The following is a 14,094-nucleotide window of genomic DNA, read 5'->3' on the forward strand; positions in this document are numbered from 1 at the left end:
ATAAATTCAGTTCGATATAAAAATACTATATTGAATTTACACTAGTGTAATGTATTAAACATAACCTGGGCGCAAGAGAACGGCGACCAGGATTTATTGTTTGTACACTTGAGATAAAGGTTTAGATATGTCTGATAATTCAGCAAAAATATTAAATCAATTGATATCGAAAGAGCGCATGCAAGATATTGATCATTGGATAGCAAAATATCCTCCGGATCAAAAACAGTCTGCAGTGATGAGTGCTTTAAGGATTGTTCAAGAAGAGCACAATCATTTAACTCCAGAATTAATGGATGCTGTCGCTGATTATCTTGAAATGCCAGCCATTGCTGTATACGAAGTTGCAAGTTTCTATACCATGTATGAGCATAAACCTGTTGGAAAACACTTATTAAATGTTTGCACCAACATATCTTGTCTATTACGTGGTTCAGCTGGTGTGGTTGAACACCTAGAGAAAAAATTAGGGATCAAATTAGGTGAAACCACAGATGATGGACGTTTTACCTTACGATCTGTTGAATGCTTAGGAGCATGTGTTAATGCGCCAATGATGCAGGTAGATAAAGATTATCACGAGAATCTAACTCCTGAGTCGATAGATAAAGTGTTGGGCCAATACGAATAAAAGATAGAGGTGGTTGCCGTGGTCGAATTAAATCAAGTTTGTTACCGAACAGTTCATTTACCAGAGCCTTGGACTCTATCTGCTTATGAAAGTATTGGTGGATATAGTGCCTGGAGAAAGATATTAAAAGAGCAAACTTCTCCCCAATTAATTATTGATGAATTAAAAACCTCTGCATTGCGAGGCCGTGGTGGTGCGGGTTTCCCTACCGGATTAAAATGGAGTTTTATGAATCGTAATTCTCCCGTACAAAAATATGTTGTATGTAATTCGGACGAGGGCGAGCCAGGTACCTGTAAAGACCGTGAAATTTTAACTCTAAATCCTCATCAATTGATTGAAGGGATGGCTATTGCCGGTTATGTCATGGGTGCTACGGTTGGTTATAACTACATCCGCGGTGAGTTCTGGCTTCCTTATGAACACACTGAAGCGGCACTAAAGGAAGCTTATGCAGCAGGTTTATTAGGGAAAAATATTTTAGGTTCCGGTGTTGATTTTGATTTATATAATCATTTAGGAGCTGGCGCATATATTTGTGGTGAGGAAACTGCCTTACTTAATTCCTTAGAAGGCAAAAAGGGGCAGCCACGCTTTAAACCTCCTTTTCCGGCAAACTACGGTTTATACGGAAAACCGACAACGATTAACAATACAGAAACTTTCGCTTCTGTACCCGTCATCCTGGAAAAAGGTGGCGATTGGTTTTTAAAACTTGGCAAACCCAATAATGGCGGTGCTAAGTGCTTTAGCGTTAGTGGTCATGTAAATAAACCGGGCAATTTTGAAATTCCATTAGGCACTCCATTTAAAACATTATTGGAACTTGCTGGTGGCATGCTCCACGACCGCAAAATCAAAGCAGTGATTCCTGGTGGTACTTCCATGCCCGTATTACCTGGCGATGTAATGATGGGGCTAGATATGGATTACGACAGTATTCAAAAAGCTGGCTCTGGGCTAGGTTCCGGTGCTGTAATCATTATGGATGAAACAACCTGTATGGTTGATGCTTTATATCGAATTTCAGAATTCTATATGGATGAGTCTTGTGGTCAGTGTACTCCTTGCCGTGAAGGTACAGGTTGGTTGGTGCGCTTATTACATCGAATCAAAGAGGGCCATGGAGAGCCAGGTGATATAGAGAAATTAGTCAATGTTGCAGACAACATCGAAGGACGAACCATTTGTGCGTTAGGAGAAGCAGCTGCTTGGCCAGTACAAAGTTTCGTTAAACACTTTTATCATGAATTTGATTACTTCATTAAGCATAAACGCTCGATCGTCGCAGCATAATTAGAAGGTTTTAACCATGACAACTACTATTGAAATCGACGGTAAAACATTTGAGGCAGAAAACGGTAAAATGATCATCGAAGTTGCTGATGAGGCCGGTATTCATATCCCCCGTTTTTGCTACCATAAAAAACTTTCTGTAGCCGCAAACTGCCGTATGTGCTTAGTTGAAGTAGAAAATGGCAGAAAGCCTGTCCCTGCTTGTGCTACGCCAATTACTAATGGCATGAAAGTATATACTAAATCAGAGCAAGCACTTCACTCGCAAAAAGCGGTAATGGAGTTTTTGTTAATCAACCATCCTTTGGATTGCCCAATATGCGACCAAGGTGGTGAGTGTGAGTTGCAAGACGTTTCTATGGGCTTCGGCGCCGATCAATCTACTTACGAGGAAGCCAAGCGTTCAGTTAACGATGATGATTTAGGTGCCTTGATTGCCACCGAAATGACTCGTTGCATCCATTGTACTCGCTGCGTTCGTTTTGGTGATGAAATTGCCGGAGTTCGTGAATTAGGCGCCACGGGCCGTGGTGAAAAGATGCAAATTGGAACCTACGTGCAACATAGCCTTAAGTCAGAGGTTTCCGGTAATATTATTGATTTATGCCCAGTTGGCGCATTAACGTCAAAACCTTACCGCTTTACTGCAAGAGCTTGGGAAATGTCCCAGTACGATAGCTTAGCCCCTCACGATTGCTTAGGTTCAAACGTATTTGTGCATACTCGTAGAAATGAATTGATGCGCGTTGTTCCTAAAGAAAATGAATCAATTAATGAAACTTGGTTGTCTGACCGCGATCGATTTAGTTATTTAGGCTTAAAAAGCGAACACAGAGCAGGTAAACCACAAATAAAGCGCAATGGTCAATGGGAAGAAGTTGATTGGGAAACTGCCTTAAAATTTACTGCTGATGGTTTAAGCCGAGTAATTAAACAGAATGGCGGCGAACAGGTTGCCGCATTCGCATCCAGTTCTTCCTCATTAGAAGAGCTTTATTTATTGCAAAAATTAATGCGTGAACTCGATGTGCATAACTTGGATCACCGTTTACAGCAAGTTGACTTCAAAGATCAAGAAAATCAAGCAACAATGCCCGTAAACTCCCTGGCTTATGCTGAGATTGAAAACCAACAAACAATTATATTAATTGGTTCGAATATCGAGCGTGAAGTACCTCTTGCTGGGGTGCGCGTGCGTAAGGCCTTCCGTAATGGCGCTAAAATTTATGCCATTAACTCAGTTGATTATGATTATCATTTTGATGTTCAAGAGCGCTTCATTGTTTCTCCTTTAGAAATGCCAATGCAATTGGCTAAATTGGTTAAGGCGCTTGCTGATGATGCCAAAGCATTACCAGCAGAAGTACAAAAATTATTAATTGGTTTGAATACAGACACAGTAATAGAAGGCGTCGCCAAATCACTGAAAGAAGAAAAGGCTTGCCTAATTACCGGCGCTCTTTGTGAAAACCATCCTGAAGCTGCGTTAATACGTACCATGGTTCATTTGGTTGAAAAATTAAGTGGTGCTAAGGTGGTTCGATTAACTCAAGGTGCGAATACGGCTGGGGCCTGGATGGCTGGTATGGTTCCTCATAGAACTGTGGCAGGTAAGGCAGATGCAAAGGCTGGTTTAGATGTGCAAGCGGCACTAAGTGCTAAGCTAAAAGCCTACGTATTAATGGGGGTTGAACCTGGCTTTGATTTTGCAAATCCTTATGGTGCACGTCAATCGATGCTTGCGGCTGAGTTTGTCGTTTTAATGTCTGCTTTTAATCATGAGTCAATGCATGATTACGCCGATGTTATTTTACCGATAGCACCGTATGCTGAAACTTCGGGTACTTACATCAATATTGATAATACCTGGCAAAGCGTGAAAGGGGCATTACCTCCATATGATCAAGCACGACCAGCGTGGAAAGTGCTACGCGTTTTAGGCAACTTGTTCCAGTGCAAAGATTTTGAATATACCTCAACAGAAGATGTTTTATCTGAGATTAAAGCTGCTGCTGCAATCGCTGTAGAGCAAGACTATACCCCTTATTATCCTGAGAGCCTGCCATTGATTAATGAATCATTGATTCGAGTTGGTGAGTGGCCTTTGTATCGCGTTGATTCAATTGTAAGAAATGCTAAAGAGCTGCAATTATGTGCTGCTGCTGATACGGCATGCATACGAATGAATCCTGCAACAGCAGATCGATTGCAATTAGATGAAATTGCCACTGTATCTCAGGGAGATATTGAGATAACATTGCCGCTTAAACGTGATGAGCGAATTGCGGCAGATGTTGTATGGGTAGCAAACGCGATGCCTGAGACAGTTGATTTAGGTCATTCATTTGCTGCAATAACTATTAAGCGCTAGGCAGGTAAGAAAATGCTGCATGATATTAGCATATTAATTTGGGTTGTTCTTAAGATACTAGTAATTGTTGTTCCATTACTATTATGTGTGGCGTATTTAATTTATGCTGAGCGTAAGGTTATTGGTTACATTCAATCGCGTATTGGTCCTAACCGAGTTGGGGTAAAAGGCTTATTACAGCCTATAGCTGACTTGATTAAGTTGATCACGAAAGAAATTATTATTCCAACGCGGTCAAACAAGTATCTTTTCATTGTTGCACCACTTTTTGCTTTGGTACCTGCCTTGGCTGGATGGGCGGTGGTTCCTTTTCAGGAAGGAATGGTTCTTGCGAATATTAATGCAGGGATATTGTATGTTTTTGCAATGAGCTCACTAGGTGTCTATGGAGTGCTTATTGCTGGTTGGGCATCTAACTCGAAGTATGCAATGTTTGGCGCACTAAGAAGTACCGCCCAGACAGTGTCGTATGAAATTGCGATGGGATTTGCATTAGTAGGGGTTTTATTAGCTGCAGGTAGTATGAACCTTACTGACATTGTTAACTCACAGAAGGGCGGCATTCTCCATTGGTGGTTTATACCTTTGCTTCCTCTATTTTTAGTGTTTTGGATTGCAGGTATTGCTGAAACAAATAGAGCGCCTTTTGACCTTGCTGAGGGTGAGTCAGAAATTGTTGCGGGATTCCATGTTGAGTATTCAGGAATAGGGTTTGCGTTATTCTTCTTATCAGAATACGCGAGCATGATTCTGATTTCGGTCATGTTGAGTATCATGTTCTTAGGCGGATGGATGTCTCCATTTGAAGGAATTCCCGTCTTAGAAGATATATTCTTCGTTGTACCTGGCTTTGTGTGGTTGCTCGCGAAAATCAGCTTTTTCCTCTTTGTTTATCTATGGGTAAGAGCGACGTTTCCACGGTATCGTTATGACCAACTTATGCGTTTAGGTTGGAAAGTACTCATCCCGGTTACCATTGTTTGGATTATAGTAACAGCCGTAATGGTAGTTGCTCAGGTTAAACCTTGGTTTTGATGGTTAAAAGAGAAGCCGATGAAAAAAGTATATCAAAATATTAAGTATTACCTACGAAGTTTCCTTTTAGTGGAGCTATTGGCTGGTTTAAAGCTAACTGTTAGATATTTTTTCAAGAAAAAAATAACAGTGCAATTCCCTGAAGAGCAAACACCTCTTTCGCCACGATTTAGAGGTTTATTAGCGCTTCGTCGCTATCCCAATGGGGAAGAGCGTTGCATCGCCTGTAAATTATGCGAGGCGGTTTGCCCTGCGTTGGCAATTACCATTGAATCAGAGCCACGCGAGGATGGTTCGCGCCGCACAACTCGCTACGATATTGATGTATTCAAGTGCATTAACTGTGGTTTATGTGAAGAGTCTTGCCCAGTTGATTCTATAGTGGTTACCCCAATACATCACTATCATATTAGCGAGCGTGGTCAGAACATTATGACTAAAGAAAAGCTCTTGGCTCTTGGTGATTTAATGGAGCCTAGACTTGCAGCAGATCGAGCTGCTGACGAAAAGTACCGATAATGGGGTAATGTAATGCATGACTTATTAATTCAAACTATTTTTTATATTTTTGCAGCGCTAACTGTGGGTTCTGCACTATTGGCAGTTACTCAGAGTAACCCGGTTCGTTGCGTACTGTTTCTCGTATTTACCTTTTTTACGAGCTCGGTGTTATGGATATTGGCAGAAGCTGAGTTCTTAGCGCTAATTCTGGTTCTGGTTTATGTTGGCGCAGTAATGACCCTATTTTTATTTGTGGTGATGATGCTTAACATTGATGTTGAATCAGTAAAGGGGCAATTAAAACGTTATCTTCCCTTTGGCTTGATTGTTATTGCATTATTTATTGCCTTATTAATGAAAGCAATTCCAGAAGGTTCACTTAAAAGCAACGTGGAGACGAAGCCTCCAGTTGCGTCGTCGGCTTCTCAGTCCAGTAGTGCCGAATCTCAGCAGAAACCGGAGCCAATATTAGTTGAGGCTTCGAATACTGAAGCATTGGGTATGGTTCTTTATACTGATTATTTCCTGGCTTTTGAGCTTGCAGCAGTACTTCTGTTAGTTGCGATTGTATCAGCAATTACTTTAGTACACCGTGGTGCAAGATACTCGAAGAGACAAGATGTTAAACAGCAGATTATGACTCGCAGTAGTGATCGAGTTGAATTAGTTACTATGAAGGCAGAAAAATAAGTATTGGGGAATACCATATGATACCGGTTAATAATTACCTGATATTAGGTGCGATTGTGTTTGGTTTAGGCCTTGTTGGAATGATGCTAAATCGCAAAAATATCATTTTACTCCTTATCTGTGTTGAGCTGATGTTACTGGCAGTAAACACAAACTTTATTGCGTTTTCTCATTATTTTAATGAGATTGGAGGACAGGTTTTTGTCTTTTTCATTTTGACCGTTGCTGCTGCAGAAGCTGCGATTGGTTTGGCCATAGTAATGTTGCTTTATAGAAATCGAGGCAACATCGACGTAGATAAGATGAATCATTTAAAAGGTTAACATTGTGAGTATACAACAACTGTGTTTGATAATTGTTTTAGCTCCTCTTGCAGGCTCGGCCATCTCTGGTTTTTTCCGAAACCAAATAGGACGTGTTGGAGCACACTCAGTGACGATTCTGGGTGTTAGCATTTCTTTTATTGCGTCACTATATATTGCATGCCAGATATTTTCGGGTGCAATGCCTTCAGAAAATACGGTTCTTTATCATTGGGCCACGGGTGGTGCATTAATTCCCTATGAATTTAACCTAGGGTTTTTAATTGATCCGCTAACGGCAATTATGCTGGTTACAGTAAATTTCGTATCCTTGTTGGTGCATATATACAGTATCGGTTATATGGCAGATGATGACGGTTACCAACGTTTCTTTAGTTATATTTCGCTTTTCACCTTCATGATGTTGATGTTGGTAACTTCAAATAACTTTTTACAGTTATTCTTTGGCTGGGAAGGCGTTGGTCTTGTGTCTTACTTACTTATCGGCTTCTGGTACCAAAAGGAGTCGGCAATTGAAGGAAGTCTTAAGGCCTTTTTGGTTAACCGTGTCGGGGATTTTGGTTTTGTTATCGGGATAGCCTTAGTTTTTGCCTATACGGGCAGCATCGACTATGCTACGGTATTTCAAAGTGCGAAGTATCTAGCGAGTCAAAACATTGAATTATTCAGTGGTCACTCCTGGTCTGTAATGACCGTTACTTGTTTGGCTTTATATGTGGGTGCTATGGGTAAATCAGCTCAGGTGCCTTTACATGTCTGGTTACCTGAATCAATGGAAGGTCCTACACCCATTTCTGCGTTAATTCACGCGGCAACAATGGTAACGGCTGGGGTGTTCATGCTGGCACGTATTTCGCCACTACTTGAATTATCAACGACAGCCTTGTCTGTTGTATTAGTAATTGGCGCTACTGGTGCACTCTTTACCGGTATTCTCGCCCTGGTGATGAACGATATTAAACGTGTCGTGGCCTACTCTACTTTATCTCAGTTAGGATATATGATGGTAGGTATTGGTGCTTCTGCATACAGTGCCGGAATGTTCCATCTGATCACTCATGCCTGCTTTAAGGCACTATTATTCCTTGGTGCCGGTTCTGTGATTATTGGTATGCATCATGAGCAGGACATGCGCAAAATGGGTGGTTTATGGAACAAAATGCCTATCACTTATGTGACCTATATTATAGGAACATTAGCATTATGTGCTATTCCTCCTTTTGCTGGATTCTACTCTAAAGACACAATTATTGAAGCTGCTCAGCTTTCACAAATACCTGGCAGTAGTTATGCTTATTTCTGTGTTGTGGTCGGGGCAATGGTTACAGCAATTTATAGCTTTAGATCACTCTTTATGACATTCCATGGTAAACCACGCATGGACCAGCACACCTTAGATCACGTGCATGAATCTCCATGGGTTGTGTGGTTACCTTTAGTAATCTTAGCAGTTCCTTCCGTAATTTTAGGTTATGTACTGTATATGCCTATGCTGTTTGATAATCCAACGTTATTAGGCTCATCCTTGTTTGTTCTTCCTGATCATAATGTTATGGCAGAGTTGGCACATGAAGTTACATCACCTTTTGAAAGTATGATTCACTCCGTGTCATCTCTTACTTTCTGGATTACGTTAACAGGTATTGCTATTGCCTGGGTTTGCTATATTGCTGTTCCATCTATTCCTGGTTACTTGGCTCGTCATATGAAGCTTATTTACAAGCTACTTATGAACAAATATGGATTTGATGCCTTTAATAACCTGGTTTTTGTAAAAGGCACCAAAGGTCTGGGAAGCGCTTTTTATAGTGTTGGTGATCAAGGGTTAATTGATGGAATGGTAGTTAATGGTAGTAGTCGACTGATTAGATGGTTTTCCAGTAAAGGTCGAGCCATACAAAGTGGTTATCTAAATCACTACGCGACAGTTATGGTTCTTGGATTACTCGGATTCTTGTGCTGGTTGATACTAGGCTGAATATAAGGTGAGGGTATGCATTATTTGCTCAATTTGCTAGTTTGGTTGCCAATATTAGGCGGTGTGTTTGTTCTTCTCGCAGGAGATGATCGTAACCCTAACAATGCACGCTATTTGGCTTTATTCACAGTAGTGCTCTGTCTACTGCTTTGTGTGCCTTTAGTTGCAGGCTTTGACACGAAAGCTTTAGGGATGCAATATGTGGAAGAGTTTCCCTGGATGCCTTCACTGGGCATTAGCTACAGCCTTGGTATTGATGGTTTGTCATTATTACTTATAGTGCTAAGTATCTTCACTAACTTAGTGGTGATTCTTGCTACATGGGAAAGTATTACCAGCAGGGTGTCTCAATATCTAGCCGCATTTTTAATCATGCAGGGCTTATTGGTTGGGGTATTTTCTGCACTTGATTCCATCTTGTTCTATATTTTCTGGGAAGCTACACTGATTCCTATGTACCTGATTATTGGTATTTGGGGTTCCGATAATCGCGTTTATGCGGCAATTAAATTCTTCCTATATACCTTCTTAGGTTCAGTGTTAATGCTCGGTAGCTTCTTATACATGGGGTATATTGCCGGAACCTTTAATATAGAAGCATTCTATGCAATTAAACTGAGTATGACTGCGCAAACCTTAATTTTCATTGCCTTCTTCCTTGGTTTTGCGATTAAAATCCCAATGTTTCCGGTCCATACCTGGTTACCGGACGCCCACACCGAGGCACCGGCGGGAGGCTCTATCGTTTTAGCTGCAATTCTCTTAAAGCTTGGAGCGTACGGGTTCATACGTTTTTCATTGCCGATCGTTCCAGATGCCTGTAACCAGTATTCTGGTTTGATGATTGCCCTATCCTTAATAGCTGTAGTTTATATTGCTTTAGTTGCGATTGTGCAAAAGGATATGAAGCGTTTAATTGCTTACTCATCAATTTCACATATGGGGTTTGTCACCTTAGGCTGTTTTGCAATTTTCAGTATTGCCAAACAAACAGGCTTAAGTAATGCCGGACTTATTTTAGAAGGCGCTATTGTGGTAATGATTTCACATGCCTTTGTTTCAAGCGGAATGTTTGCAGGAGTAGGTTTTATTTATGACCGCATGCATACGCGCCGTTTAGTTGACTTTGGAGGTATTGTTAATACCATGCCAATGTTTGCTTCATTTTTTATGCTGTTTTGTATGGCTAATGCAGGCTTGCCAGGTACCTCAGGTTTTGTTGGTGAGTTTATGGTAATTGTTGGTTCCATGAAAGCAGGATTCTGGATTACTTTCTGGGCTGCAACAACCTTAATGACGGCAGCAGCATACAATCTTTGGATGTATAAGCGCGTTATTTTCGGCAAAGTTGCTAATGATAAAGTTGCGGCATTAAAAGACCTATCAATTTATGAGTTGAGTGCCTATGTGTTATTAGCTCTGATGGTTATTGCTATGGGGGTGTATCCCAAGCCAATGCTTGAATACATACACCAGACAGTAAGTCATACTCTGGCATTAGCCAGCCAAACAAAATTGTAATACAGCAAGGTTAAACAATATGATCGCATTATTTGAAAATATTCATGTCGCGCTACCAGAGATGGTTATTTTAGCCACAGCGGGCCTTGCATTGCTTGCTGATTTATTTTTACGGCATAAAGTTCGTTCTGTAGCCTTTATCATCTCCTGCATTGGATTAATTTTCGCCGCAGGAGTTAGTTTCCTTTATATAGGTGCAAATAAAGTAATTACCTTAAATGGAATGTTTATCAGTGATGATGCCGCTCATTTAATGAAGTTCTTTATTTACCTCACCGTTTTATTAAGCTTTATCTATTCGCGCAATTATATTGATGAACGGCAAATGCCCTCCGGCGATTATTATGTTCTAGGGTTATTTTCAACCTTAGGGATGATGATCCTCGTTTCAGCGCATTCACTTTTATCAATCTATCTTGGTTTAGAGTTAATGTCATTGCCCCTTTATGCGATGACGGCGATTCGTCGTACCGACAGCGATGCATCTGAAGCTGCGATGAAGTATTTTGTTATGGGAGCAATTGCATCGGCGATGCTGCTCTATGGTATTTCGCTAATTTATGGCGCGACCGGTAAACTTGATTTACTTGAAGTTGCAAATGCAATTTCTGCGAATTGGCAACAGCAGGAAGCGTTACTCGCATTTGCCTTAGTATTTATTTTAGCGGGTGTTTGCTTCAAGCTGGCTGCAGTTCCTTTTCACATGTGGGCTCCAGATGTGTATCAAGGTGCACCAACTTCAGTTACCCTATTTATTAGTGCAGCCCCAAAGGTTGCCGCCTTAGGAATGGCGTTCCGATTTTTAACAATTAGCTTTGTGGATATTACCGCACAATGGCAACAAATTTTGTTAGTAGTTACCTTACTGTCCACAGGTCTAGGTAATCTATTTGCGATAGTACAAACAAGCTTTAAACGCCTGCTTTCTTATTCAGCAATATCACATATCGGTTATTCTTTATTTGGTATTTTAGCGGCGAGCTCAGCGGGATATTCAGCCGCACTTTATTATATTCTAGTTTATGCCCTAACTTCGGCTGCAGCATTTGGTTTAATTGTTTTAATGTCCAGCCATGGTATGGAAATTGATAGTGTTGATGATCTTAAAGGCTTAAATAAAAGAAATCCCTGGCTAGCTTTTATGATGCTAATCATTATGTTCTCAATGGCGGGTGTACCCCCAACCGTAGGTTTTATTACTAAACTGCTGGTATTAAAAGCGCTAGTTGACGTGCATATGACTTGGGTGGCAATACTGGGCTTAATCTTTGCCGTAGTAGGTGCTTATTATTATATACGTATCGTAAAACTAATGTATTTCGATAAGCCTCTAAATAATGAGCCATTAATTATTAATAAAGCAAATGCTACAGTATTGTCTTTAAATTGTTTGTCTTTACTGTATTTGGGGATTTTTCCAGGGGCGTTGGTTGTTAGCTGTATTAACGCATTTGCTAATTAATTCACAAACTTTACTAAAAGTACTTGCTAAAAGGACAAACTACCAGTATACTTCTTTTCAGTTGACGCGGGGTGGAGCAGCCTGGTAGCTCGTCGGGCTCATAACCCGAAGGTCGTAGGTTCAAATCCTGCCCCCGCTACCACTTTTTGGAACCCCATTTATGGGGTTTTTTATTACCCTAGAAAAAGCTTTAAAGTCCTCTGTAGCAATGATTCGCAGTTGATGCAAATTGCTTTTCTTAGGGATATGTTTAATTCGGGCTATTTTGCGAATCCAGGTTAATAATAACAGACTTGGGCGTATGCGCCCTTTTTTTTTGTTTGTTAATATTATGATTCAAGACGAACTCGAACAACTATTAGCTCCTACTGTAAATGATATGGGTTATGAGCTTTGGGGCTGTGAATACCTTTCCCAAGGTAAGCACTCCTTATTACGCATATACATAGATAAAGCAGAAGGGATTGGAATTGAAGACTGCCAAGATGTAAGTCACCAAGTAAGTGCCTTGCTCGATGTAGAAGATCCTATTCCTGGTAATTATAGTTTAGAAGTATCATCACCCGGTATACCCAGACCTTTGTTTAAAGGTTGGCAGTATCAACGCTACATAGGTCAACCTGTCCAGGTGAAAACATTTAAACCTATTAGTAAAAAGCGTAAATTGCTAGGTACAATCGTTTCAGTGTCTGACAATTCAGTCTTGCTGAATGTCGATGGCGAAGAGCATGAATTACTTTTTTCAAATATTGTAAAGGCATATTTGACAGTATAGAGAGGCGAGAACAATGAGCAAAGAATTGTTATTAGTTGCTGAGGCGTTATCAAACGAAAGAGGCGTAAGTAAAGACGTTATCATCCTTGCCATTCAGGCCGCATTGGAGTCTGCTACTCGAAAGATTTTTGGATTAGATATAGGCGTTAGAATTAAGCTAGATCCACGTACTGGTGAATATGAAACTTTTAGATACTGGGATGTAGTTGAACCTGAAGAATTAGAATTTCCTGAGCGCCAGTTAACTTTAGAAGATGCTCAAATGCGTAACCCAGAGGTTACTGTTGGTGGCCGAATTGAAGAGTCAATTCCATCAATTGAATTTGGTCGCATTGAAGCGCAAGCTGCTCGTCAGGTCATTATGCAAAAGGTTAGAGAGGCTGAGCGTGAATTAGTTATAGACCAGTTTAGAAGTAAATTAGGTCAGCTGATTTATGGTACTGTTAAGAAAGTGACTCGTGATAATGTCATTATTGATTTAGGCGGAAAAGCGGAAGCCTTTTTACCACGAGCAGAAATGTTGCCTCATGAAATGTTTCGTCCTAATGACAGGGTGCGTGCGTATTTGTACGAAATTACTCCTCAAGCACGTGGACCACAGTTGTATGTTAGTCGTACACGTAACGAAATGTTAATTGAATTATTCCGCATTGAAGTTCCAGAAATTGGTGAAAATGTAATTGAAGTTAAGGCTGCTGCTCGAGACGTAGGTAATAGAGCAAAAATTGCCGTTAAGACAAACGATGGACGTATTGATCCTGTTGGTGCATGCGTCGGTATGCGTGGCGCGCGAGTACAAGCTGTTTCTAGTGAGCTAGGTGGTGAGCGTGTTGATATTATTCTTTGGGATGATAATCCAGCTCAATTGGTAATTAATGCCATGGCTCCTGCTGACATCTCTTCTATTGTTGTTGATGAAGATACTCATACTATGGATCTCGCGGTAGAAAAAGATCAATTATCCCAAGCAATTGGTCGAAATGGTCAAAACGTACGTTTAGCCAGCCAATTAACTGGTTGGACTTTAAATGTTATGACTACCGATGAATTCGAAAATAAGAATTTAGAGGAATCGAGCAAGATCGTAAAATTATTCACTTCCGCGCTGGAAATAGATGAGGAAATTGCTACATTACTAGTAGCGCATGGTTTCTCATCTCTTGAAGAAGTTGCTTATGTACCAAAAGAAGAACTCTTAGCGATTGAAGAATTTGACGAGGAAATCGTTGAAGAGCTAAGAAATAGAGCGAATGATAACTTATTAACTATGGCGCTTTCTTCGGGTAAAGGATTAGCTGGTACTCCAGATGAATCTTTATTAAATATGGACGGCATGTCTGAAGAGCTTGCTAATAAACTAGCTGAACGGGGCATCACATCTATGGAAGATTTAGCAGAACAATCTGTAGATGAATTATTAGAAATTGAAGGGATGACTGAAGAAAAAGCCGGCGCTTTAATTATGAAAGCCAGAGAACCATGGTTTTTATAAAACCATATATACCCAAGAT

At 40.5% G+C, this 14,094-nt stretch carries 12 protein-coding genes and 1 tRNA gene; all 13 read left to right on the forward strand.

The window, feature by feature from the left end; translation table 11 throughout:
• Positions 1 to 127: 127 nt before the first annotated feature.
• The 13 genes from nuoE to nusA all read left to right on the forward strand — a co-directional run bounded on the left by nuoE (position 128) and on the right by nusA (position 14,075).
• Positions 128 to 631, forward strand: a complete 504-nt coding sequence (nuoE, locus tag BN3124_RS08950) for an NADH-quinone oxidoreductase subunit NuoE (RefSeq protein ID WP_058534455.1) — start codon at positions 128 to 130, stop codon at positions 629 to 631.
• Positions 632 to 649: 18 nt separating this feature from the next.
• On the forward strand, positions 650 to 1,927 hold the full coding sequence (nuoF, locus tag BN3124_RS08955; protein WP_058534497.1) for an NADH-quinone oxidoreductase subunit NuoF: 1,278 nt from the start codon (positions 650 to 652) through the stop codon (positions 1,925 to 1,927).
• Positions 1,928 to 1,943: 16 nt separating this feature from the next.
• Complete coding sequence (nuoG, locus tag BN3124_RS08960; protein ID WP_058534456.1) at positions 1,944 to 4,298, forward strand: NADH-quinone oxidoreductase subunit NuoG; 2,355 nt, start codon at positions 1,944 to 1,946, stop codon at positions 4,296 to 4,298.
• A 12-nt stretch (positions 4,299 to 4,310) separates the two neighbouring features.
• Positions 4,311 to 5,333, forward strand: a complete 1,023-nt coding sequence (nuoH, locus tag BN3124_RS08965) for an NADH-quinone oxidoreductase subunit NuoH (protein ID WP_058534457.1) — start codon at positions 4,311 to 4,313, stop codon at positions 5,331 to 5,333.
• A gap of 18 nt (positions 5,334 to 5,351) precedes the next feature.
• The gene (gene nuoI / locus BN3124_RS08970) at positions 5,352 to 5,852 is read left to right on the forward strand and encodes an NADH-quinone oxidoreductase subunit NuoI (RefSeq protein ID WP_058534458.1); all 501 of its coding nucleotides are present in this window, start codon (positions 5,352 to 5,354) and stop codon (positions 5,850 to 5,852) included.
• A gap of 12 nt (positions 5,853 to 5,864) precedes the next feature.
• Complete coding sequence (locus BN3124_RS08975; protein WP_058534459.1) at positions 5,865 to 6,524, forward strand: NADH-quinone oxidoreductase subunit J; 660 nt, start codon at positions 5,865 to 5,867, stop codon at positions 6,522 to 6,524.
• Between the two features lie 17 nt (positions 6,525 to 6,541).
• Positions 6,542 to 6,847 carry an NADH-quinone oxidoreductase subunit NuoK gene (gene nuoK, locus BN3124_RS08980; protein WP_058534460.1) on the forward strand — a complete coding sequence of 102 codons (306 nt, stop codon included), beginning with the start codon at positions 6,542 to 6,544 and terminating at the stop codon, positions 6,845 to 6,847.
• 4 nt (positions 6,848 to 6,851) lie between these two features.
• Positions 6,852 to 8,825 (forward strand): NADH-quinone oxidoreductase subunit L, encoded by a 1,974-nt coding sequence (nuoL, locus tag BN3124_RS08985; RefSeq protein ID WP_058534461.1) that lies wholly within the window; start codon positions 6,852 to 6,854, stop codon positions 8,823 to 8,825.
• Positions 8,826 to 8,840: 15 nt separating this feature from the next.
• Complete coding sequence (locus tag BN3124_RS08990; RefSeq protein WP_058534462.1) at positions 8,841 to 10,346, forward strand: complex I subunit 4 family protein; 1,506 nt, start codon at positions 8,841 to 8,843, stop codon at positions 10,344 to 10,346.
• Between the two features lie 19 nt (positions 10,347 to 10,365).
• Complete coding sequence (nuoN, locus tag BN3124_RS08995) at positions 10,366 to 11,808, forward strand: NADH-quinone oxidoreductase subunit NuoN (RefSeq protein WP_058534463.1); 1,443 nt, start codon at positions 10,366 to 10,368, stop codon at positions 11,806 to 11,808.
• Between the two features lie 65 nt (positions 11,809 to 11,873).
• A tRNA-Met gene (locus BN3124_RS09000) sits at positions 11,874 to 11,950 on the forward strand.
• A gap of 189 nt (positions 11,951 to 12,139) precedes the next feature.
• Positions 12,140 to 12,583, forward strand: coding sequence for a ribosome maturation factor RimP (rimP, locus tag BN3124_RS09005; RefSeq protein ID WP_058534498.1), 444 nt, complete (start codon positions 12,140 to 12,142; stop codon positions 12,581 to 12,583).
• Between the two features lie 13 nt (positions 12,584 to 12,596).
• Positions 12,597 to 14,075 (forward strand): transcription termination factor NusA, encoded by a 1,479-nt coding sequence (gene nusA, locus BN3124_RS09010; protein WP_058534464.1) that lies wholly within the window; start codon positions 12,597 to 12,599, stop codon positions 14,073 to 14,075.
• Positions 14,076 to 14,094 lie beyond the last annotated feature (19 nt).

Origin of the sequence: Legionella saoudiensis (assembly GCF_001465875.1) — a bacterium.
In the GTDB taxonomy this organism is placed as follows: domain Bacteria; phylum Pseudomonadota; class Gammaproteobacteria; order Legionellales; family Legionellaceae; genus Legionella; species Legionella saoudiensis.